At 58.5% G+C, this 23,308-nt stretch carries 18 protein-coding genes; 1 reads left to right on the forward strand and 17 read right to left on the reverse strand.

Translation table 11 applies throughout. From position 1 onward, the window contains the following. Positions 1-128: 128 nt before the first annotated feature. Genes mukB through cmoM form a run of 4 tightly spaced genes read right to left on the reverse strand, consistent with a single transcriptional unit; the run spans position 129 to position 7,381 of the window. On the reverse strand, positions 129-4,577 hold the full coding sequence (gene mukB / locus CWM58_RS18975) for a chromosome partition protein MukB (protein ID WP_100681539.1): 4,449 nt from the start codon (positions 4,575-4,577) through the stop codon (positions 129-131). Next, positions 4,577-5,281: a chromosome partition protein MukE gene (gene mukE / locus CWM58_RS18980; protein WP_004150840.1), complete on the reverse strand. Its 705-nt coding sequence runs from the start codon at positions 5,279-5,281 to the stop codon at positions 4,577-4,579. Before mukE ends, mukB begins: the two co-directional genes overlap by 1 nt. Continuing rightward, positions 5,262-6,584, reverse strand: coding sequence for a chromosome partition protein MukF (mukF, locus tag CWM58_RS18985; protein WP_008805866.1), 1,323 nt, complete (start codon positions 6,582-6,584; stop codon positions 5,262-5,264). Before mukF ends, mukE begins: the two co-directional genes overlap by 20 nt. A gap of 29 nt (positions 6,585-6,613) precedes the next feature. Further along, the gene (gene cmoM / locus CWM58_RS18990) at positions 6,614-7,381 is read right to left on the reverse strand and encodes a tRNA uridine 5-oxyacetic acid(34) methyltransferase CmoM (protein ID WP_100681540.1); all 768 of its coding nucleotides are present in this window, start codon (positions 7,379-7,381) and stop codon (positions 6,614-6,616) included. Positions 7,382-7,502: 121 nt separating this feature from the next. Here cmoM and elyC point away from each other — a divergent pair, with 121 nt between their 5' ends. Further along, entirely contained in the window at positions 7,503-8,282 is a 780-nt protein-coding gene (gene elyC / locus CWM58_RS18995) for an envelope biogenesis factor ElyC (RefSeq protein ID WP_061155173.1), read from the forward strand. Here elyC and CWM58_RS19000 read toward each other — a convergent pair. The 13 genes from CWM58_RS19000 to CWM58_RS19060 form a co-directional block, all read right to left on the reverse strand. Next, the gene (locus CWM58_RS19000; RefSeq protein WP_100631479.1) at positions 8,259-9,152 is read right to left on the reverse strand and encodes a YcbJ family phosphotransferase; all 894 of its coding nucleotides are present in this window, start codon (positions 9,150-9,152) and stop codon (positions 8,259-8,261) included. The genes elyC and CWM58_RS19000 overlap by 24 nt on opposite strands. A 138-nt stretch (positions 9,153-9,290) precedes the next feature. Then, on the reverse strand, positions 9,291-10,037 hold the full coding sequence (gene kdsB, locus CWM58_RS19005) for a 3-deoxy-manno-octulosonate cytidylyltransferase (protein ID WP_100631478.1): 747 nt from the start codon (positions 10,035-10,037) through the stop codon (positions 9,291-9,293). Next, on the reverse strand, positions 10,034-10,216 hold the full coding sequence (gene ycaR / locus CWM58_RS19010) for a protein YcaR (RefSeq protein WP_004201390.1): 183 nt from the start codon (positions 10,214-10,216) through the stop codon (positions 10,034-10,036). The genes kdsB and ycaR overlap by 4 nt, the downstream gene beginning before the upstream one ends. Before the next feature lie 63 nt (positions 10,217-10,279). Then, a complete protein-coding gene (locus CWM58_RS19015; RefSeq protein WP_100681541.1) occupies positions 10,280-11,509 on the reverse strand; it encodes a winged helix-turn-helix domain-containing protein in 1,230 nt (409 codons plus the stop codon). Between the two features lie 54 nt (positions 11,510-11,563). Continuing rightward, positions 11,564-12,544: a tetraacyldisaccharide 4'-kinase gene (lpxK, locus tag CWM58_RS19020; RefSeq protein WP_100681542.1), complete on the reverse strand. Its 981-nt coding sequence runs from the start codon at positions 12,542-12,544 to the stop codon at positions 11,564-11,566. After that, positions 12,541-14,289, reverse strand: coding sequence for a lipid A ABC transporter ATP-binding protein/permease MsbA (gene msbA / locus CWM58_RS19025; RefSeq protein ID WP_061155178.1), 1,749 nt, complete (start codon positions 14,287-14,289; stop codon positions 12,541-12,543). Before msbA ends, lpxK begins: the two co-directional genes overlap by 4 nt. Positions 14,290-14,325: 36 nt before the next feature. Next, positions 14,326-16,590 carry a ComEC family protein gene (locus CWM58_RS19030; protein ID WP_100681543.1) on the reverse strand — a complete coding sequence of 755 codons (2,265 nt, stop codon included), beginning with the start codon at positions 16,588-16,590 and terminating at the stop codon, positions 14,326-14,328. A 205-nt stretch (positions 16,591-16,795) separates the two neighbouring features. Beyond that, on the reverse strand, positions 16,796-17,083 hold the full coding sequence (gene ihfB / locus CWM58_RS19035) for an integration host factor subunit beta (RefSeq protein ID WP_004100704.1): 288 nt from the start codon (positions 17,081-17,083) through the stop codon (positions 16,796-16,798). A 151-nt stretch (positions 17,084-17,234) separates the two neighbouring features. Further along, positions 17,235-18,908: a 30S ribosomal protein S1 gene (gene rpsA / locus CWM58_RS19040; protein WP_061155180.1), complete on the reverse strand. Its 1,674-nt coding sequence runs from the start codon at positions 18,906-18,908 to the stop codon at positions 17,235-17,237. Positions 18,909-19,041: 133 nt separating this feature from the next. Next, a complete protein-coding gene (gene cmk / locus CWM58_RS19045; RefSeq protein WP_012542319.1) occupies positions 19,042-19,725 on the reverse strand; it encodes a (d)CMP kinase in 684 nt (227 codons plus the stop codon). 174 nt (positions 19,726-19,899) lie between these two features. Further along, complete coding sequence (aroA, locus tag CWM58_RS19050) at positions 19,900-21,183, reverse strand: 3-phosphoshikimate 1-carboxyvinyltransferase (protein ID WP_100681544.1); 1,284 nt, start codon at positions 21,181-21,183, stop codon at positions 19,900-19,902. 73 nt (positions 21,184-21,256) lie between these two features. Beyond that, complete coding sequence (gene serC, locus CWM58_RS19055; protein ID WP_100681545.1) at positions 21,257-22,345, reverse strand: 3-phosphoserine/phosphohydroxythreonine transaminase; 1,089 nt, start codon at positions 22,343-22,345, stop codon at positions 21,257-21,259. A gap of 188 nt (positions 22,346-22,533) precedes the next feature. Next, positions 22,534-23,226: a DUF421 domain-containing protein gene (locus CWM58_RS19060; RefSeq protein ID WP_061155183.1), complete on the reverse strand. Its 693-nt coding sequence runs from the start codon at positions 23,224-23,226 to the stop codon at positions 22,534-22,536. Positions 23,227-23,308: the final 82 nt, after the last annotated feature.

Genomic DNA, 23,308 nt, shown 5'->3' on the forward strand with positions numbered 1-23,308 from the left:
GGCTTTTGCCTTACCTAATGTAAAGAAGCTTAAAGATTATACCACTCTGGCATACCGGGCTGGATAGCAAAAAGGGCAACTTAACGTTGCCCTTTTCACCGCTTACGCACCAGGATTTAGCCGCAGCCTCAGGAGGCGTCGGCCGTCCCCGGCAGGGCTTCCGGCACCGGCGCGGCAAAACCGCGCAACCCGACCACGTGCACATGTTCATGATTATTGAACACTTTACGCACCAGTTTATAGGTAGTGCCTTTTTCCGGACTGATGTTCTCTGGCGCCGCGATAATCAGCTGCATCTCCAGACGTTCGCACAGTTCGAACAGCGTGGCGATAGAGCGGGCATCGAGACGCGCCGCTTCATCGAGGAACAGCAGACGACATGGCGAGATGTCCTTGCCGCGCAGACGACGGGATTCATCTTCCCAGCTCTGCACCACCATTACCAGAATCGACATCCCGGTACCGATCGCTTCCCCGGTGGACAGCGCGCCGGACTCGGCGCGCAGCCAGCCGTCGGAGCCGCGGTTAACTTCCACTTCCATCTCCAGATAGTTGCGGTAGTCGAGCAGTTCTTCGCCGATGGTTTGCGGCGTGCGCTGCCCCATATCGATCTGCGGGTTGAGGCGCTGATACAGCTTGGCCAGCGCTTCCGAGAAGGTCAGGCGATTGCTGTTGAACAGATCCTGATGCTGCTCATGCTGTTCAGACAGCACATCGAGCAGCGTCGAGTGGGTCTCACGCACGTTAACGTTCAGACGCACGCTGTTAACCTGGCCGAACGAGACGCTCTGCAGCCCCTGGTTGAGCATCCGGATACGGTTCTGCTCACGCTGAATGGTTTTGCGAATAATGTTCGCCACGCTGCGGGAACTGATCGCCAGTTTCTGTTCGCGGTTGGTCAGCTCTTCGGTCAGACGACTGAGCTCGATCTCCATCTGCTCGATCGCTTCCACCGGGTCATCGGTACGAATAATATCCTGACGGATACGCTCACGCAGATGCTGATAGACGGCGACGAAGAACTGGATTTTGCGCTCCGGACGTTTCGGATCTTCCGAAATACGCAGCACGTCACGCAGGTGCTCGTTATCGGAAACCGCCAGACGCAGCGCGCCCAGCGCCTTATCCGACATCGAACGCAGCTCATCGGCAGAGAGATAAGCCAGCTCGCGGCGGTGCAGACGACGTTCCACGCCGTTGTCTTTCACCAGACGCATCACCGCACACCAGCCCGCCTTGGCGCTGACGACCTGCTCACGCATTTCGCAGTAATCACGCTCCAGCTTGCGCAGTTTACGGGTCAGGTTGTCCATTTCCGCTTCGCAGAAGGTCAACGCTTTCTCCAGCTGATTGCGGCGGGAGCGGTTGTTGCTCAGCTGCATGTGCAGCTCGTCACGACGCGCACGCGCACGCTCTTCCGCCCCGGCGTCGGCGCGCACGCCGATATCCTGCAGCTCTTTATACAGGTCGTTGAGCAGCTCTTTTTTGGTGTCATACGAGCTCTTCAGCGACGCCAGCACCTGGTTGTACTGGTTCAACTGCGCAACATGGCTTCGCATCGCTTCGCGCGCGCGGCTACGCTCGGACTCCGCGTGTTGCAGACGCTGGCGCAGCTTCTCGTTGAGATCGCTGTTGCCACTGAGCATCTCCGCCGAATCGGAGTAGCTGAAGTGGGCCCGGCGCTGCACGACTTCCGCCAGCGCGAAGGCCTGCTGACGCGCATCGCGCTGGGTTTGCTGCGCATAGGCGTAATCTTCTTTCAGCTGCTCAAACTGCTCCGGATCGCTCTGCAATACCGAGACGATCGGCTCCAGCTTCGCCAGCTGATTGCCATGCTGCTGAATAAAGCGCGCCGCCTCCTGCGCTTCGTCCAGACGTTCCTGGATCTCGTCCACGCGGTCGGCCAGCGTATCATCCGCCAGCAGGTTCAGGCGCGGCAGCAGGCGGTTGAGCGCAGAAACGCCCTCTTTCGCCTGCTCATACTGCACGCGGTTCTGTTGGTTATCGCTCTCATGGGCGTTCAGCGCGCGCTCCAGCTCGCCGCGGCGGCTGTTGAGTTTGCGGATCTCTTCTTCCGGATCGTCCTCGAAAGCGACCGCCAGATGGCTGCCAATGAAGCGGCTGAAAGCCTGGTGCAGACGCTGGGTTTTCTGCACGTCGAACGACAGGGTCGCGAAACGCTCGGAGAGGCTCTCACGCTCAGCATGCAGCGTTTCGATGCGGTTTTCGCGTGCCGCGCGACCAAACAGCGGCAGCGTCGGGAAACGTGAATAACGCCACTGGCGGTCGGCAATCTTCACCACCACCGCTTTTTCCAGCTCGTCGACGCTGAATACGCTGTCATCGAAGGACTGCGGATCGCCTTCGATCAGATACAGATCTTCCGGACAATCTTCCAGCCCTTCGAGCTGCTCCGCCACCTGCGACAGATCCGGCACCACGATCGCATGGCGCGACGGGCCATACAGCGCGGAGAAGTACGGCGCATCTTCGAGGCTAACGTCGTCATAAATTTCCGACAACAGGACGCCGCCAAAGCGCTCCGCCAGCGCGTTCAGACGCGGATCTTCAGAGCCGCCCGGCTGGCTGAGACGCTCGATCTCTTCGTCGATGGCCCGCTTGCGGGCGCCGACCTCGTCACGTTCAACGATAGCCTCGCGCTCACGCTCCAGCAGCTGCTGCAGGTATTCGGTGACCTCCTGGCCGGACTCAAACTGTTCGCCGCTCTGCTCGCACAGCTGGTTGAGGCTGTTCTGCGCCGCCAGCCAGATCGGCGCCCGACGCATCAGCGTCTGGGTGCGCGACTGCAATTGCTCCAGCTCCTGACGCAGGGTCATGCGCTGTTCCTGAGCGTTAGAGACGCTGTCGGCCAGCGACGCGATGCGCGCTTCCAGCTCCTGATGCAGCGTTTCCAGATCGTCGATATCGTAGCGTTTGCCCTGGCGTTTGCAGAACTCAGCCAGCTGACGCTCGGCGTCCTGCTGCTCGCGCAGACGCTGCTCCAGCTCGTTGAGACGGCTGCGCAGCCCCTGCGCCTGCTCGGCATGATGGCGCTGGTTAACGCCGTCGCGCAGCAATTCGCGCGCCACGTCCCAGGCTTCATTACGCGCCAGCGGGCCGTTAATCGCCGCCACCAGCTGGTACGCCTGTTCGAACTGGCTGTGCGCGGTTTGCGCCACGCTCATTTTCTGTTCCAGCGACAGCATTTTCTCCGTCGCTTCCTGCTCTTTCGCCTGGAAGGTTTCCAGCCACTCGTCGGCGCTCTCTGGCGTCAGATCCGGCAGATGGCACAGCGTCTTCGCGCGCTCCAGCGCCTGCAGCGCCTGGTTATACTGAATGGCGCGGGTCTGCTGGACGTCGAGCGCCTGCTGATAGTCGGCGAGCTGGTTTTTCAGCTCATCCACTTCCAGCTCGGCGGCTTCAGCGCGGGCTTCGTTCTCTTCCTGCTGGTCGGCGGCTTCCGCCACCACTTCATTCTGCTCTTCCAGACGGATCTGCAGCTCGTCGAGATCCGCTTCGTAACGCTCAATTTTTTCCTGCTGACGCAGAGCGGTCTGTACCAGGTTCAGGTGATCGCTGGCGGCCTGGTAATCGGCTTCCAGATCGCCTTCCGCGCCGTTGTGCTCCTGCAGCTCACGCGCCATCTCGACGTGCTTATACTGCTCGGCCGCCAGTTGCGAACGCGAGGCAAAGAGATCGCGACGATACTCCAGCGCCTTATCCAGGTGAATGCGCCGCTCGTTGGCGTGACGCATATAGTCCGCCGCCACGTAGTTGGTGGCTTCGCTGATCAGGTGTTTAAACAGATCGCGGTCGGACTGGGTAACGCGAATGGCTTCCAGCGTCATGCGGTTTTCCCGCAGCGCCGCTTCCATATCCTGGAACGCTTTACGCACGCCGCTGTTTTCCGGCAGCAGGTAGTCGCGCAGCGAGCGGGTAATGGTGCTGGAGATCCCGCCGTACAGCGAGGCCTCAATCAGGCGGTAGTATTTGCTACGATCGGAGGCGGAACGCAGACGACGCGCCACCACGCCCAGATCGAACATCAACGAGTGATATTCGGTGATCGAGTTGAACTGCTTGAACTGAACCCCTTCCATCGCCTCGAGCTTGTCTTTCAGCTCATTGAGGCTTACCACGCGCGCCTGACGATCGTTGAGCGTCTCGGTCAACAACTGGGTCGGTTGGATCGAGGTGGGCAGCCCCTGGATGGCAAAAGGCTTGATGTCGACTTTACGGTCGCGCCCGGCGACCTGCTGCAGGCGCACACCGACTACCACGCGCTGGTGGCGAGAGTTGATCACGTCGAGTACCGAGTAACACACCCCGGCACGCAGCTTACCGTGCAGGCCTTTATCGCGCGAACCGCTGGTGGCGCCCGCTTCGGTGGTGTTACGGAAGTGCAACAGGGTTAAATCCGGGATCAGCGCCGTGACGAAAGCCGCCATGGTCGTGGACTTACCCGCACCGTTCCCCCCGGAGAGGGTGGTCACCAGTTCATCAAGATCAAAGGTCCGGGCAAAGAAACCGTTCCAGTTAACCAGCGTTAGCGAGCGAAACTTACCGCGTTCAATCATTACTCTTCCTCCCCGCTATCCGGCTGGTTTTCTTCATTCTCATCATTGAGCTGCAGGTGATTTTCCAGGGCCATCGCTTCCCCGTCACGGATCAGGCGGCGCTGCGCCTCGCGCGGGTCGTCGCCGGCGCGCACATCGGCGCCAAAGCGGAATACCGATTCGGTAATGCGAAACTTGCTGCTGTCATGGCCCATAAACCACACCATCCCCAGACGGCGCAGGCGGTTTAGCGACGCGCGCATTTTTTCCTGCAGCTTCTGGCGGTCCAGATCCGAACCGGTGGAACGATTGTTCACCAGCTTCAGCAGCCTGGATTCATCCGCCAGGGTCAGCAGTTCGTCATAGAGCTCCTGCTGGGTGAAAATCCCTTCGTTTGCCAGGCGCTCCGGGCTGAGATAGAGATAGCAAAGAATTTTGCCCACCATCATATCCAGCTCCGACAGCACCGAGCGCGAAATCAGCGTGGTGGAGCGCGGGCGCAGATAGAAGAACCCTTCCGGTGCGCGGATCAACTCGACGTTATAGCGAGCGTAAAATTCTTCCAGGTAATCCTGGAAATCCATCAAAAATGCGTGATTATCCAGCTCGTCGAGACCGATATGACGGCCCGCGCGCAGGGCGCTGTCCAGCGCCGGAAATAACGGATTGGCCAACGCCTGCGCCAGCTTAACCGGCATCACTTGTTCAATATTTGTCAATGACATGCGCCTGTACCTTGGCTCCGTAATCATTAATCGGCTGCCATTTTGCCGGCAGTCCGGTGAAATCTGCCTGGGCGACGCCCAGCTGTACCGCCTGATCCACGACGATCCGCGCCACGTCGAAGTGACGCCCGCGCGGATACTGCGCCAGGAACTCCCGCGCCACCAGGCCGAGGTCCAGCGGTATTCCCTTCTCTTTATAGACCGCCAGTTGCGCTTCAATTAGCGCCGCCAGCTGCTCGCGAATTTCGTTAAACTCTTCAAATTCGAGATCCGCCGGCAGTTCGCCGGTGACCTCTTCATCGCGCAGCGCCATCTCTTCATCGCGCATATCCAGCAGACGGTCGGCGTTGGCGTAAGTCAGCGCCCACGGCTCATCAAAATAGGTCTGTACCGACTGGCGCAGACGCTGGGCGAAGACGCGGTTCTTATCCATATCGATAGCGGTACGGATAAACTTGTGCACGTGGCGGTCGTAGCCGATCCACAGGTCAATCGCCTGTTGACCCCAGCTGACGATGCGATCGAGCTTGCTTTGCAGGTCGAATACCAGCCGGTCGACAAAATGCAAATCGTCGCGCGCCATGGTCGAATCCTGGATGCGCAGCAGATTCGCCTGCAGTTTATCCCCCGCCGCATCCAGCGTATCCTGCAGTTCACGCAGCGTGCCAGAGGTTTCCGACAGCAGCAGTTCACAGCTGGAAATCGCCGCGCGCCAGTCTTTATTTAACAGCTGCGCGATATCGTCTTTCACCAGCTGCTGCTGCTCATCCATAATGCGCTGCGTCAGGTCAATGCTGTCGAAAATTTCTGCCACGGAATATTTCAGCGGAGCGAAAACATTGCGATGCCAGTGGAACTCATCTCCGCCCTCTTCTGCGGCATCCGCCGCGCGCTTCAGCTCGCCGGCGACGATCGACAGCTGCATCGAGAGACGCAGCGTCGAGAATTCACGCTGACGGATATAGTAATCGGTGATCCCGATCCCCAACGGCGTCAGGCGATAGATCGCATTGCCTTCGGTAATTTCGCTGGTAAAGCGGTTCAGCAGACGCTGGCGCACCAAATCGTTGATCGCATTATTGGCGCGCTGGCTGATGGTTTCGCTGGTCTGCTCAAACGCATCACTGACGTGGCGGAACGCATCCACCAGTTCTCCCTCGCTCATTTCCCCTTCCAGCCGTTCGCCGTTCAGCGTGGCGACCGCCAGCAGAAAAGAGAGTCTGTCGACCGGCAGCGAGATAGAAAAATCATTTTTCCTGGCCCAGGCAACCAGTTCGGGGACTGTCTGGGAAAATTCACTCATACTTTATCCTTGCATCTGCGGCTATGAGCCTAGCTCTTAAGCGCGGTGACATGAATATAACGGCCCAGGCTGAGATACGGCTCCTGACGACAGTAGCGCGTTTCCAGCTCCAGTAGTGCCGCATAGCTGTCATGCTGTTGGCGTTTTTCACGCAGATAATCATGAAACACCCGCACGCCGGTTTTGCTGACAATCTGCCAGCCAATCTCTTCCAGCCAGTGATAAACCTGCTGCGGCTCACGCGGATAATCCGGCGACAGCGTGCGTTTTTTCTTTTTTGGCATGCCCAATTGTACGTAATCGAAATTACCGGCCACCATATTGTGCATCAGCAGGCCGTTAGCATTGTAGAACATCAACGACAGCCCACCGCCAGGACGCAGCGTCGACCACAGCGTACGCAGCACCTCCTGGGGCTCCGCCACCCACTCCAGTACCGCATGAAACAGTACCAGATCAACCGGGCTTTCCAAATGCTGCGCAATATCCTGAGCCGCGCATTGTACAAAATGCATGTTGTCGATCACACCTTTATCGACGGCCGCCTGGCGGGCGCGCGCCACCATTTCAGCGGAGAGATCGCACAGCGTCACGTGATGGCCCAGTTGCGCCACTTTAATGGCCGTTTGCCCTTCGCCGCCGCCGGCATCCAGTACCCTCAGCGGTCCCGGCCCCAGATGCGCCAGCAGCGGTTCCAGATCCTGCCAGAGGATCGCCTGGCGCAGCTGACCTTTTGTGGTGCCGTAAATATTGCGCGAAAACTTTTCAGCAATGTCATCGAAATTGCGATCCTGCACGGGCGACTCCACAAGCCAACACAAAACCGCTATTTTGTCATACCCACGCCGAGAATGAAGCGATCTGTTATAAGATCCGAACATAACTTTGGTTATATGGTTAAAAAAGGAACCATCTGGCATGCTTTTCACGCTAAAAAAGATCGTCGGCGGTCTGCTGTTGCCGCTTCCCGCCCTGCTGTTGCTGATCGGGATCGGGATCGCGCTGTTATGGTTCAGCCGCTTTCAACGTACCGGAAAGCTATGCGTGAGCCTCGGCTGGTTGCTGCTGGCGCTGCTGAGCCTGCAGCCCGTCGCCGACAGCCTGTTGAAACCGATTGAAGATAGCTACCCCACCTGGCGCGGCGAGCAGCCGGTGAGCTACGTGGTGGTGTTGGGCGGCGGCTATACCTGGAATCCAGAGTGGGCGCCAAGCTCTAATCTTATCAATAACAGCCTGCCGCGCCTGACGGAGGGTATCCGCCTTTGGCATGAGCATCCCGGGTCGAAAATGATCTTCACTGGCGCGGCGGCAAAAACGAATCCCGTCAGCACGGCAGAAGCTGGGGCGAGAGTGGCCGAGAGCCTCGGCGTACCGCGCAGCGATATCATTGTGCTCGATCGGCCGAAAGATACAGAAGAGGAAGCGCAGGCGGTGAAGCGCGCCATCGGCGATGCCCCCTTCCTGCTGGTCACTTCGGCGTCACACCTGCCACGGGCGATGATTTTCTTTCGTCATGCCGGTCTGGATCCCCTGCCCGCGCCGGCAAATCAGTTAGCGGTGACCTCGCCGCTTAATCCGTGGGAGCGAGCCATCCCCTCCCCGGTATGGCTGATGCACAGCGACCGGGTCGGCTATGAAACCCTCGGTCGCGTCTGGCAATGGCTGAAAGGTGGCTCAGGCGAGCCAGGGCAGGAGTGATTTTTTTGCGAGGTCGAAACGGGTGCGATCAAAGCGCCCGGTATTGACCAGGCTATCCACCTCATCCCACAGCAGATAGAGCCAGCGCCGCCAGACAAAGGCTTCTGAAACCGGCGCCTGCTGCAGGTAGCGCCACAGCAGCTGCTCGGCCTGACCGCCTTCTGCAAGGCGGAACAGTTCATACTCGCGTGGCGCCCATAGCATCATCCCCGGCCCCACCATCGCCAGCAGCTGATCGCTGCGTGGGTCTTTCAGCATACTGCGCAGGGTGAAATTGCCGTGTACCAGCACGGCATTGTCATTGAAATCGCGGAACAGCTCTGGAAGGCACTCGCGGGAGCGAAACAAAATGCGCTTATCCTGCATCGTCAGGCCGGTATCCTGATACAGGTTCAGAGTGCTCCACAGCATCTCTACCCGCTGGCGGTACCAGTTCGACCACAGATTGTCCTGGGTATTGTCGACCATCCCTACGCAACCGCCGCTGTCCTGACGATGCCAGGCGAGCAGCGCCTCGACGATTTGCTCCTGCAGTTGCTCCCAGCGGGCCGGCGTACGCGTGGGGGCCTCCACCGGAACACCGCGCAGGCGCTCAAGCAGCAGCACATCCGGCCCGGGATGCTCTTCATGCGTCATCACGCCGTAAACCACCGGCATGCGCACTGTACCACTGCGCGCGAGAGTGGAGATCTTCCATGCCAGTTGCCGCGCCACACCGGGCGTGGTGAAACTGCGCGCCAGCAGCGGCATCGGGTTTCCCTGCGCATCATACAGGGACCACAGCGCCGTAGCGGCTTTTTCACTGATACACTCCACCCGGCTCAGCTTTTCGCCAAGCAGGTGACTGAGTTCGGTTCGCAACTGTTCCATTGTCGATTACCCCTATGAACACTACTGGTTTCATAATGAGCGCCCGCACCTGGGTTGTCATCGAATAAGATCAAAAAGGGGTAAAAAAAGCGAAAAACCGGCGGGGATATCCCCCCCCTGTAAGGAGGGGACAGGGGATTAACGCAGCTCAGCGCGGACGCGCTCCAGATCTTCCGGGGTATCGACGCCGGTGCCTGGTACTTCTGCTGCAACGGCAACATGGATTTTCTCACCATACCACAGGACCCGCAGCTGCTCGAGCATTTCAATCTGCTCCAGCGGGCTCGGCGCCCAGCTGACATAGCGGCGAATAAAGCCGGCGCGGTAGCCATAAATGCCGATATGACGCAGCAGGGAATCACCGATAGCGTCCCGGGAGTGGGCAAAGCGATCGCGATCCCACGGAATGGTGGCGCGTGAAAAATAGAGCGCATAGCCCTGGGCATCCATCACCACTTTGACCGCATTCGGATTAAACGCCTCTTCCGCGTCGTGGATCGGCACCGCCAGCGTCGCCATTCCGCAGGCGCTGGACGCCAGATTCTCGGCCACCTGGCGGACGATTGCCGGGGGGATCATCGGCTCATCGCCCTGAATATTGACGATGATAGTGTCATCGCTGAATGCGCACTTCTCCACCACTTCCGCCAGCCGTTCGGTGCCGGACTGGTGATCGGCACGGGTCATGCACACTTCACCACCCGCCGCTTCAACGGCGCTGGCCACGTCCGGATGATCGGTGGCGACAATGATCCGATCCGCCCCGGACTCGCGCGCGCGCTCCAGCACATGAACAATCATCGGCTTGCCATTAATGTCCTGCAGTGGTTTTCCCGGCAGGCGCGTGGAGGCGAAACGCGCAGGAATAATAACCACGAAACTCATGAGTGACTCTCTTCTACCGCCAGCGGACGCGCCTCTGTCTCCAGCAGCACAGGGATACCATCGCGCAGCGGAAACGCCAGACTATCAAGTTTGCAAATAAGTTCTTGCTTATCCTGACTGTAATACAGCTTACCGTTACAGACCGGGCAGGCGATGATTTCAAGTAAACGGTGATCCATGTTTCCTCCTGATGGACCGGATAGATTTCTCAGCAGCATATCACAGGAAGGTCGGCGCCGGGATCAATCGGCGTCGATTTCCCACCCCTGCTCATGACCGACAAACAGCCCTTCCGGCAGGCGCCGGCACAAGATCCGTTCCGCCGATTGCCAGCGCGCGAAGTCATTAATCGCCCGGCGCAGCCCCTGCTCAAGGCCACGGGTGATCTTCACCCCCTCCTCCAGCCACAGGGAGAAGATCTCCAGCTCCTGGCTTTTGCGATGTATTTTACTGTCCATCCGCCCAACCAGCTTGCCCTGGTGCAGCAGGGGCAGTACGAAGTAGCCATACTGCCGCTTCGGTGCCGGGGTATAGCACTCCAGACGATAGCTGAAGTTGAAGAGTTGCTCCGCGCGTTTACGATCCCAAACCACCGGGTCGAAGGGAGAGAGCACAGCACTATGGCTGGCGATCAGCTTACCGCCAGGCGCTGACTCAAGCTGCGCCAGCGCGTCGCGATGCAACCACATCTCGCCGAGTGCTTCCACGTTAACCGGCACCACCAGGCCCTCTTCCTGCCAGGCAGCCAGCAGACCCGGTAGCGACAGCTGGCGCAAGCGATAGTAATCGGCCAGCCACTGGGTACGAAAGATACCGAGGCTGCGGGCGCTGTTGCGCAGCATGATGGCCTCTGCGTCTTCGCGGGATAGCGCGTCGCGTTCGTCATCCCAGTCCGGCATCACCCGCTGGGTTAAATCATACACGCGGTGAAAATTGCGCCGCTCCACCACCATCACTTCGCCGGCGGTAAACAGCCCTTCCAGATGGCGCTTATGCGGTTTCCACTCCCACCAGCCGCTGGCACCTTTGCGTGGGTGGGAAAAATCCGCCGAGCGGACCGGGCCATTTTGCCCGATGTGCGCCAGCAGCTCTGCAATACTCCCGGCATGCTCGTGCATCCACGCTCGATGATATTTCCAGCCCATATTGTCGGGATTCAACATGCGATGGCGCACCAGGGCGAAATCGCTGCGCGGCAGAAAGCAGGCTTCATGCGCCCAGTATTCCATCAGCTCGCCGCTGCGCAACGACTCATCCAGCCAGTGTTGCGGATAGCTGCCGAGGCGGCTGAACAGCACCAGGTAGGGGCTACGGGCCACCACGTTGATGGTATCGATTTGCAGCAGCGACATCTGCTGGATGGTGGAAAGGATGTCATTCTGGCGAGCGCGACGCCGGGGCCTTTTTAACAACCCCTGCGCCGCGAGATGGAGGTGGCGCGCCTCGTTAAGCGAAAATTGCAATACCGACATGCAGGTTCTCCGTCAGGAATTCCAGCACAGCGGCGAGCAAAGCCGGCGCGATGGTTAACGTTGCGCCAACGTCGCTAAGTCCGCAAGCAACCGCTGTGCGCGTTCATCGGCCATTATGGCGTCGACCGGTAAATACCACCAGTTCGCGGCGGCGAAATCGCGACATTTCACGGCATCTTTCTCGGTCATCAGCAGCGTCTGATCGGCGGTCGCCAGGGCGACGACATCGGCCTGGCTCAACGCCTGATGGTCCGCCAGCGCCACGGTTTTGACCGGCTGGATGCCGCAGCTTTCGAGGGTGGCGAAGAAGCGCGGCGGATGGCCGATGCCGGCCATCGCCACCACGTTCTTGAAGGTGGAGACATCGCGACGTTCGCCGGTGAGCAGGTTAACCGCCCTTCCGGGACGCAGCTGCATCGGGATCTCCCCCGGACGCGGCACACCGCCGTTAACGATAACCGCGTCAACGCTTTGCAAGCGCGAGGCCCGCTCGCGCATCGGCCCGGCAGGCAACCACCAGCCGTTGCCAAAGCGACGCACACCGTCGATGACGACAATTTCTCTGTCCCGCGCGAGCTTATAGTGCTGCAACCCGTCGTCGGTCACGATAATCTGCAGATCATGCGCGCTGAGCAGCGCTTTCACCGCGTCGCTGCGCAGCGGAGAAACCGCCACCGGCGCGCCAGTGCGCTGATGAATTAACACCGGCTCATCACCCGCCTGCGCCGTACTGGTCCGGTCAGTTAATACCAGCGGGTAGCGGTCGGCTTTACCGCCGTAGCCGCGAGAGACCACCCCCACGCGAATACCGCGCTGCTGCAGTTGCTCCACCAGCCAGATCACCACCGGGGTTTTACCATTGCCGCCGGCCGTGAGATTACCGACCACCACCACCGGCACCGGCGCGCGCCAGGCTTTTTTCCACCCCAGCTGATAGCTGAGGCGAATAACCGCGCTCACCAGGCCATACAGCCAGGAGAGCGGCAGCAGCAGGCGCCACAGCGGCGATTCCCCGGACCAGATGCGCGCGATCATTCGCCGAATTGCATCTTATGCAGCTGAGCGTACACGCCTTTATGCTCCAGCAGATCGTGGTGGGTTCCGCGCTCCACAATCCGACCGTCTTCAACCACCACGATTTCATCAGCCTGTTCAATGGTCGACAGACGGTGGGCGATAACCAGCGAGGTGCGGTTCTTCTGCAGCTCATCCAGCGCCGCCTGAATGGCACGCTCGGACTCGGTATCCAGCGCCGAGGTAGCTTCATCAAGGATCAGGATCGGGCTGTTACGCAGCAGCGCACGGGCGATAGCAATACGCTGGCGCTGACCACCGGACAGCATTACGCCATTCTCGCCGATGATCGTATCCAGACCATTGTCCATCTTGTTGATGAAATCCATGGCGTAGGCCATTCGCGCGGCCTCTTCAATCTGCTCGCGGCTGTACTCTTCGGTACGCGCATAGGCAATGTTGTTGGCGACGGTATCGTTGAACAGATGCACGTTCTGTGACACCAGCGCCACCTGATCGCGCAGCGAGCTCAGCTTGTACTCGCGCAGGTCGTGACCATCCAGCAGGATCTGGCCGTCGTCAACATCGTAGAAACGGGTGATCAGGCTGGCGATGGTCGATTTACCCGACCCGGAGCGCCCCACCAGCGCGACCGTTTTCCCTTCCGGGATATCGAGATTGATATTGCGCAGCGCGGCCACTTCGCGCCCCGGATAGGTGAATGTGACGTTTTCAAACTTGAGATTGCCTTTCGCCCGCTCAATGACCCGCGTACCTTCGTCTTTTTCCTGCTCGGAATCGAGGATCGCAAACAGCGTCTGGCACGCGGCCATCCCGCGCTGGAACTGGGCATTGACGTTGGTCAGCGACTTCAGCGGGCGCATCAGCGCAATCATCGAGGAGAAGACCACGGTAATGGTCCCGGCGGTCAGGGTGTCCATCACGCTCGGGAAGCTGGCGGCATACAGGACAAAGGCCAGCGCCAGCGATGCGATAAGCTGAATGATCGGGTCAGAGATAGACGAGGCTGACACCATCTTCATCCCCTGCAGGCGCATTTTATTGCTGACCTTATCAAAACGTTTGGTTTCCACTTCCTGGCCACCAAACATCAGCACTTCTTTGTGACCCTTCAGCATCTGCTCGGCGCTGGTGGTGACCTGCCCCATCGTGTTCTGCATATTCTTACTGATATTGCGAAAACGCTTGGAGACCACGCGGATCGCCACCGACACAATCGGCGCCAGTACGATCAGGATCAGCGACAGCTGCCAGCTGTAATAGAACATCATCACGAACAGGCCGATAATCGATGCCCCTTCGCGGACCACGGTGATCAAGGCACTGGAAGAGGATGAGGCGACCTGCTCAGAATCATAGGTAATGCGCGACAGCAGCGTCCCGGTAGACTGCTTGTCAAAGAAGGACACCGGCATGCCCATCATGTGGCCGAACAGGCGACGACGCATGGTCATCACGACTTTGCCGGAAACCCAGGAGATACAATAGCTCGAGATGTAGCTGGTGATCCCACGTAGCACCATCAGCCCGATAACCACCAGCGGCATCCATAGCAGCACTGAGCGATCCGTTTTACCAAAACCATCATCCAATAACGGTTTAAGAAGCGATAACATGAAGGTGTCACTGCCCGCGTTAAGCACTAACGCCACCGCCGCGACGATTAGCCCGGTTTTAAACGGCGCGATAATCGGCCAAAGTCGGCGGAAGGTCTGCCACGTGGAGAGATCTTTATCGTTCTGCATTCAATAAACCAGCTTGTGTTGAAATAGCCGCATATTCTACCCGTTATCGGCGGGCGCGCCAAACCACTGATGATACCAACGAGGTAAAACTTGATCCCGTAAGCTGTGGATTTGCCACCCTTCTGCGGAAAAAACCACCGTTATCTGTCCCTGCTGCGGCGTGGCTAACCAGCGATACCCCTGCTGGCGGTAGCGCTGAACCACCTTGTGCGAAGGCATCCGCCATGCATTGTAGCGCGAAGCAGAAGCCAGCGCGGCCGCGCCATCTACCCGGCGGACCAGCAGCTCGCTGGACGAGGTGTTGCTACCATGGTGCGGAACCTGGATAAGTGTAGACGTCAGATGCTGCCAGTAACGGCTGATCATCGCCTGCTCTGCCTGACGTTCTATATCGCCGGTGAGCAGGATGCTGGAGCGACCATCATCGATGCGCACCACGCAGGAGTGATTATTACCCTTTGCCGTGCTGCCCGGCAGCGGCCACAGGGCCTGGAAGTTGAGTCCCCGCCATTGCCAGCGCTCGCCGCGATGACACGGCAGATGACGCGCCCAGCTTAAAGGGCTGCGCACCCACGCCTGCGGCCATGCCTGCAGCACTGAATCAAGGCCGCCGCGATGATCGAGATGTTCGTGGCTTAGCACAATGCCCTGCAGCTGCAGATGATGCCAGCGCAGCCACGGGATAATCACCTGCTGACCGCTGTCGCCCTGCGGCCATGCAGGCCCGGTATCATACAGGAGCGCCTTGCCGTGACGCTCGATCACCATCGCCAGCCCCTGCCCGACATCCAGCATCGTCACCCGCCATTCGTCTGCGGGAATTTGCCTCCAGAAGGGCCGCATCAGCAAAAGCAGTACACTCAGACACAGGGCCGGGAAATGCCGCCAGCTCTGAAAACGCCAGCCCATCACCAGCAGCCACGGCAGGCTACTGATCCAGAGCCAGCGGGCGTCAAGAGGCAACCAGCCGTCCGGTAAATGTCGTAATCCCCAGAACAGCAGCGCCAGCACGCGATCGGCCGCCAGCCAGAGCAGCGACTCCACCATCCCCGGTCCCGTGAGATGCAGCAGCATCGCGCCGAGAATAAGCGGCACCGCCAGCAGGGTCACCAGGGGTACTGCCAGCAAATTGGCGGCCATGGACGTCAGGCTGACTCCATGGAAAAGCAGGAGCTGGAGCGGCACCAGCAGCAGCGTCACGCCAGCCTGCAAATGAACGAGGGCGAACAGTGCTTTCCACGGCCAGCGCCAGCGGCAGACAGGAAGCGGTACCCACTGAAACCAGAAGATCAGCCCCGCCACGGCGAAGGCGGATAACCACAAGCTTTGCGACAGCACCGCCAGCGGGTCGGCAACGAGTATCGCCCCCAGACAGCAGAGCCACACCTGCCACGCCGTCCAGCGCTGCCCCGACAAGCGTAAGGCGCAGCACACGCCCAACCCTACGCAGGTCCGCAACGCCGGCGGCTGCATGCCGGTCAGCCAGCCGTAACCGACGGCGCCGGCCAGCCCGGCCAGCAGCGGCAACCGCCAGCCGATCCAGCGGCCCGGGAGAATATACTGTACGCCGCGCAGCAGGAGCACGATAAGGGAAGCCGCGAGGGCAATATGGAGACCAGAGATGGCCATCAGATGGGAGGTGCCCGTGTTCTGCATCAGGACTTTAATCGCCGTCGGCAGGGCCAGCCGCTCCCCCATCCCCAGTCCCAGCATTACCGGATGCCAGGGATAAGTCTGCAGCCGTCGGGTCAGCGACGCCAGATAGCGGGCGCGCAGGCTGCAGCGGGGATCCAGCGCGGAAGCCGCGACAATTCCCCCGCTCAGCGGCCGGTGCTGCGCCAGCGCATAACGCTGGCTGTCGAAGCCCCCATCATTGAGCTGCCCGTGCACCGGGCGCAGGCGCAGCGTCATCAGCCAGTGCTGACCCGAACAGGCGGGCGCAGGTGCAAGTTCCCCGTACAGCGTCACGCCGACCGGGGGAAACAGGTAGCGACCCGCCAGCCGCACAATCTGACCACGATGCAGGGCCTGGCCATCCGTCTCGCTGAGGATCACTTCCGCCTGCCGGGTGGCGCCGGAGAGGTGCTGCGCAGGCCACAGCGCCTGATGTCCGCTCAATACTCCCCAGACCATCAGCAGAAGCGTCATCGCCACACAGGCCATGGCCGTTCCATGCAGACGGGTCAACAGCAACGCCATGAAGCACGCGCCTGCCAAAATGCGCGGACCCGGCAAGGCGGGTAACCAGAGTAGCGGCAGCATACCGATGATGGCGCATCCGGCAAGCCATGGTAGACGCATAAACACCTCCCTGTGAGCAGGCAGTGTTACGCAAAGCAACGGGGGCGTCCTGCCGCCGAATTCAGACTTGTGCAACGCGTTCCAGACATTCACATCTGTTGCAGTCAGGCACAGTTTTTTTGCGAAGCAGGAGGTAAATCGCGGGCACAAAAAAAGCACCCGAAGGTGCTTTTTTTATCGTCAGGCAGGTTGCACGTCGTGCAACTTACTCTTCATAAATATTGGCGCGGTCACGTAATTCTTTCCCGGGCTTAAAGTGCGGAACGTACTTACCTTCCAGTTCGACTTTATCACCAGTTTTCGGGTTACGTCCGGTGCGAGGTGCTCGATAGTGCAGAGAGAAGCTGCCGAAACCGCGGATTTCAATGCGCTCACCTTGAGCAAGCGTTGAGGCCATATGTTCCAGCATTTCTTTAACAGCATCTTCCACCGCTTTCGCCGGAATGTGAGATTGCTGGCTGGCAAGTCTTTCAATCAATTCTGACTTGGTCATTATTCCTCCGGTTTCCTTCAAGGCAAAAATTAGCTAACAGCTTAAACAAGGGCGGCCGTAGCCGCCCTTTGTGCTTGATTACAGGACGAATCCTGCAATCTGTCAAGTAAACTCGTCACTATTCAGGTTGTTATTACCTGAATGACAAAGATTACTCGCCTTTCGCTGCTTTGAACGCTTCAGCCATGGCGTTGTTGGAGAAGTTCGCGTCTTCCTGCTTGTTCACGGTAGCGATAGCGTCTTTTTCATCCGCTTCGTCTTTCGCACGTACAGACAGGCTCACTACGCGGTTCTTACGATCCACGCCGGTGAATTTCGCTTCAACTTCGTCGCCAACGCTCAGAACCAGAGTTGCGTCTTCAACGCGGTCACGGGATGCTTCAGAAGCACGCAGGTAACCTTCTACGCCGTCAGCCAGTTCTACGGTTGCGCCTTTAGCGTCAACTGCAGTCACTTTACCAACAACGATAGCGCCTTTCTTGTTCAGAGCAACGTAGTTGTTGAACGGATCTTCCGCGAGCTGTTTCACGCCCAGGGAGATACGCTCACGCTCTGCGTCAACCTGCAGAACAACTGCTGCGATTTCGTCGCCTTTCTTGTATTCACGAACTGCTTCTTCGCCTGCAACGTTCCAGGAGATGTCAGACAGGTGAACCAGGCCGTCGATGCCGCCGTCCAGGCCGATGAAGATACCGAAGTCAGTGATAGACTTGATTTTACCTTCAACACGGTCGCCCTTGTTGTGGGTTTCCGCGAACTGCTGCCATGGGTTAGATTTGCACTGCTTCAGACCCAGGGAGATACGACGACGCTCTTCGTCGATATCCAGAACCATCACTTCCACTACGTCGCCAACGTTAACAACTTTGGACGGGTGGATGTTTTTGTTGGTCCAATCCATTTCGGAAACGTGAACCAGGCCTTCAACGCCTTCTTCGATTTCAACGAAGCAGCCGTAGTCGGTCAGGTTGGTCACGCGACCGGTCAGTTTGGTACCTTCCGGATAACGTTTAGCGATAGCTACCCACGGATCTTCGCCCAGCTGTTTCAGGCCCAGGGATACACGGGTACGCTCGCGGTCGAACTTCAGCACTTTAACAGTGATTTCGTCGCCAACGTTTACGATTTCGCTCGGATGCTTAACGCGTTTCCAGGCCATATCGGTGATGTGCAGCAGGCCGTCAACGCCGCCCAGATCAACGAATGCACCGTAGTCAGTGAGGTTCTTAACGATACCTTTGACTTCCATGCCTTCCTGCAGGTTTTCCAGCAGCTGATCGCGCTCTGCGCTGTTTTCGGATTCGATAACGGCACGACGAGAAACAACAACGTTGTTACGCTTCTGGTCCAGCTTGATGACTTTGAACTCAAGCTCTTTGCCTTCCAGGTGCAGCGTGTCGCGCACCGGACGAACGTCTACCAGGGAACCCGGCAGGAACGCACGAATACCGTTCAGCTCAACAGTGAAGCCACCTTTAACTTTGCCGTTGATAACACCGGTAACAGTTTCAGCGTCTTCGTAAGCTTTTTCCAGCGTGATCCAAGCTTCGTGACGTTTAGCTTTCTCACGGGACAGCAGAGTTTCACCGAAGCCGTCTTCTACTGCATCCAGAGCAACGTCAACTTCGTCACCAACCTGGATTTCCAGCTCGCCCTGGGCGTTTTTGAACTGCTCAGCCGGGATGGCGGACTCAGATTTCAGACCGGCGTCAACCAGTACTACGTCTTTGTCGATAGCAACAACAACACCACGAACGATGGAACCCGGGCGGGTTTCGATTTCTTTTAAGGATTCTTCAAACAGTTGAGCAAAAGATTCAGTCATGTTTAATCTTCAGGTTAATATTAACGTCCACCTGGCTCCGTGCCGGATGGGGTTGTTTCACATACCCGCTGACCATCCATTGCCGCGGGGTACTGCTATAATTCGGAGGCTTCGGCGCGTTACCGGCTAAGGCTTACGCAACGGCCAATTTTTCGCGCGCATATTGTAGCGCTTTTTCAATCACTTGCTCAATGTTTAGTTCTGTTGAATCGAGAACTAATGCATCGGCAGCCGGGACAAGCGGCGCCACGGCACGATTTCGGTCGCGATCGTCACGCTCTTTTATCTCGGACAAAAGACGTTCAAAGTTAACATCAAAGCCCTTTTCCTGCAACTGCCGCATACGGCGATGCGCCCGTTCATCGGCAGAGGCATCAAGGAAAATTTTGACCGGTGCGTCCGGGAAAACCACCGTGCCCATATCGCGCCCGTCGGCGATGAGCCCGGGCAGTTCACGGAAAGCACGCTGGCGGCGCAGCAGCGCTTCGCGAACGCGTGGGAAAGCGGCCACTTTCGAGGCGGCATTGGCGACCTCCTGAGTGCGAATTTCGCCGCTGACATCTTCCCCTTCCAGCACCACTTCCAGGGTGCCGTCAGTAGAAATAAAGCGCACGTCAAGATGGGCCGCCAGGGGCACCAGCGCCTCTTCGGACTCTACGTCAACATGATGATGCAGCGCCGCCAGCGCCAGAACGCGGTAGATCGCGCCTGAATCTAACAGATGCCAGCCCAGCGCTTCCGCCATTGCCTTGCACAACGTACCTTTACCCGCACCGCCAGGCCCATCAATGGTGATTACCGGAATATTCGCCGTCATCTTTTTCTCCTTCAGCAAGGCGCATGGAATATAAACGCCGCGCATTATACGCATCAATACGCCGGAAAGTGAGCATTGCTTGTAAATTACGGACTACAGGAAATGAAAAGCAGAAGTTTTGCGCAATTATAGCGGGCTGACAGGACATCAGCCCGCGGGATGACAAAGTTTTACTCAGGCGAGGGTACTGATCCGCGCCAATTGCTCAAAATAGTCCGGGAACGTTTTGGCAGTACATTTGGGATCAAGGATGGTCACCGGCGTATCAGACAGCGCCACCAGCGAGAAGCACATCGCCATCCGGTGGTCGTTATAGGTGCCGATTTCAGCATACTTCAACTTCGCCGGCGGGGTGATGCGAATATAATCTTCCCCCTCTTCCACCTCGGCGCCCACTTTACGCAACTCGGTCGCCATGGCGAAGAGACGGTCCGTCTCTTTGACACGCCAGTTGTAGATATTGCGCAGCGTAGTGGTCCCTTGCGCGAACAGCGCGGCGGTGGCGATAGTCATCGCCGCGTCCGGGATATGGTTCATATCCATATCGATAGCCTTGAGCTCGCCGTGGGTGCAGGCGATGAAATCGTCGCCCCAGGTCACGGTGGCGCCCATTTTTTCCAGTACGTCGGCGAAACGAATATCGCCCTGTACGCTGCCGCGGCCGATACCGGTGACTTTTACCGTGCCGCCCTTAATGGCGCCAGCGGCGAGGAAATACGAGGCCGAGGAAGCATCGCCTTCCACCAGGTAATCCCCTGGTGACTGATAGTGTTGCTTGCCGCGCACCACAAAACGCTGATAAGACTGATTGTCCACCTCAACGCCGAAGGTTTTCATCAGGTGCAGTGTAATGTCGATGTAGGGTTTCGACACCAGATCGCCCTTAATGGCGATCACGGTATCCTGCGGTGCCAGCGGCGCGGTCATCAGCAGCGCGGTCAGGAACTGACTGGAGACGCTGCCGTCAACCTCGACATTGCCCCCCTGAAAACCGCCGCGCAGGCGCAGCGGTGGATAATTTTCCTGCTCAAGATAGTCGATCTGAGCGCCGCCCTGACGCAGGGCATCCACCAGATGGCCGATCGGGCGCTCTTTCATCCGCGGCTCGCCGGTCAGCACAATATCGTTGCTGCCAAGGCACAGGGCCGCAGCCAGTGGGCGCATCGCGGTACCGGCGTTGCCGAGGAACAGTTCCAGCGCCGCAGTAGAGCGCAGCGGACCACCGTTGCCAGTCACTTCGCAGCGGGTGCGGTCAGCAGACAGGGTGTAATGAACTCCCAGCGCACTCAGGGCATTCAGCATATGGCGCACATCGTCGCTGTCCAGCAGGTTGGTCAGCACCGTCGTGCCGCGGGCCAGGGCGGCCAGCAGCAGCGCGCGGTTGGAGACGCTTTTCGAACCTGGCAGGTTCACGGTGCCCTCTACGCGTGCGATGGGTTGTAACGTCAGGGATTCCATCAAACTTCACTCTCAAACAAACAGAATAAAAACCCCGCAGACTGGCCGCGGGGAGGAAGAAAGAAACAGGCGATTAACCGTGGCGGCGTTCGAAGTCCAGCATAAAGTCGGTTAACGCCTTCACGCCGTCCAGCGGCATCGCGTTGTAGATGGAGGCACGCATGCCGCCCACCACGCGGTGGCCCTTCAGCGCGTGCAACCCGGCGGCAAACGACTCTTCGAGGAACAGTTTGTCCAGCGCGCTGTCCGCCAGCTGGAACGGCACGTTCATGCGTGAACGGTTGGCTTGCGCCACATCGTTACGGTAGAACCCGCTGTTATCGATCACGCCATACAGCAGTTCGGCTTTCTGCTGGTTGATTTTATCCATCGCAGCGACGCCGCCCTGCTGTTTCAGCCACTTAAACACCAGACCAGCAAGATACCAGGCGAACGTCGGCGGCGTGTTAAACATTGAGTCGTTCTCACTTAACACGGTGTAGTCGAGGATCGACGGACAGGCCACGCTGGCTTTGCCCAGCAGATCTTCACGCACGATAACCAGCGTCAGCCCTGCCGGGCCAATATTTTTCTGCGCGCCGGCATAAATCACACCGTAGCGGTTGACGTCAATTTCACGGGACAGAATGGTGGAGGAGAAATCGGCCGCGACGGTGACGTCGTCGTCGAAGTTCGGCGTATCATCAATCGCGATACCGTCAATAGTTTCGTTCGGGCAGTAATGCAGATAGGCCGCGCCCGGCGTCAGCTGCCACTCGCTCATCGGCGTAACAGCCCGCTTGCCATCGACGGTGATTTTCGCGTCGATAACGTTCGGCGTGCAGTATTTCTTCGCCTCTTTGACCGCGCTGGCTGCCCAGTAGCCGGCGTCCACATAGTCAGCGACGTTTTTATCGCCGAGGATGTTCAGCGGGATCCCCGCGAACTGGCCGCGGCCGCCGCCGTGGCAGAACAAAACTTTATAGTTGGAAGGAATATTCAGCAGGGAGCGGAAGTCCTGTTCTGCCTCTTCTGCCACCTGGATAAACTCCTTACCACGGTGACTGATCTCCATGACCGACGTACCCAGACCGTGCCAGTCGCACAGTTCTTGCTGAGCCAGTTTGAGTACTTCCGCCGGCAGCATTGCCGGGCCCGAACTAAAGTTATAGACCTGAGCCATTTCCCCTCACCACGTTGCTATGTTGTTTTGCCCGCGAACCGCCGCGGGCATAAGTTATTCCTGTGGCTATCGGTTTTATCATTCAGTGACACAGTCCGCAATGGCTAAAACTCGCCAATGGTAAAACGCGGCCTCCGTCACACAACAGAATCTATCGGCTTGACGTAATAAAACCGACATATTTGCTGTCAGGTGAGCCGTTTCGCCCGGCTGGCCTTCGACCATTCTGCATTTGCGCAGCGCGGACATATTCGCTTTTCTCCCGCCTGCATCGCCATCACGATGCTGCAGCGTACGCAGGCATAGATCCCCTCCTGCGGAATGGTGGTGTAACGCGCGGTACAGTGGGTAGGCAGGATAGACAACCCCGCTCTGACCTCTTCATCGGGATAATAAAACACGCTGATCTGCCCGTTGGTTTCGAGGATCGCCAGCCGGACCTGGCCAAGCTGCTCGACGCTGTTGACCCGCAGCTCCATGAAAAATTCGAATTCGGTCATGTTTTCCGCATGCAGCTTCTCCCATGCCAGTTGCCCCTCCTCGACCACCACAATAGGTTTGCCTTCCAGCAGATCCTCCAGCTTTTCGCTGTGCCCCATCAGCCACATGATACCGCGATACAACAGCGCCAGGGTGATGAAGACCACCAGCACCGGCAGTAGCGGTACATCGTCATAAAACGCCACGTCCCCTGCCGCCGAGCCGAGGGTCAGAATTATCAGCACCTCAAATAGTGACATCTGCCGCACGCCGCGCCGTCCGGTGATTTTGAGGAAAATAAAGACCAGAACGAAGGTGTAGAGGCAACGCAGCGCCACCTCGGCAAGAAACTCCACCGGCACTTTATCGAGCGCCATCCGCTGCCAGTCAAAGGCTTTCATCTATCATCTCCCTGTGGGTCATAAGTTGCCTCTAAGCATAGCCAGATGATGGAGATAGCACCTGTCAGATAAAAGCCGTATC

The organism is Klebsiella sp. H-Nf2 (genome assembly GCF_002806645.1).
Lineage (GTDB): Bacteria > Pseudomonadota > Gammaproteobacteria > Enterobacterales > Enterobacteriaceae > Klebsiella > Klebsiella variicola.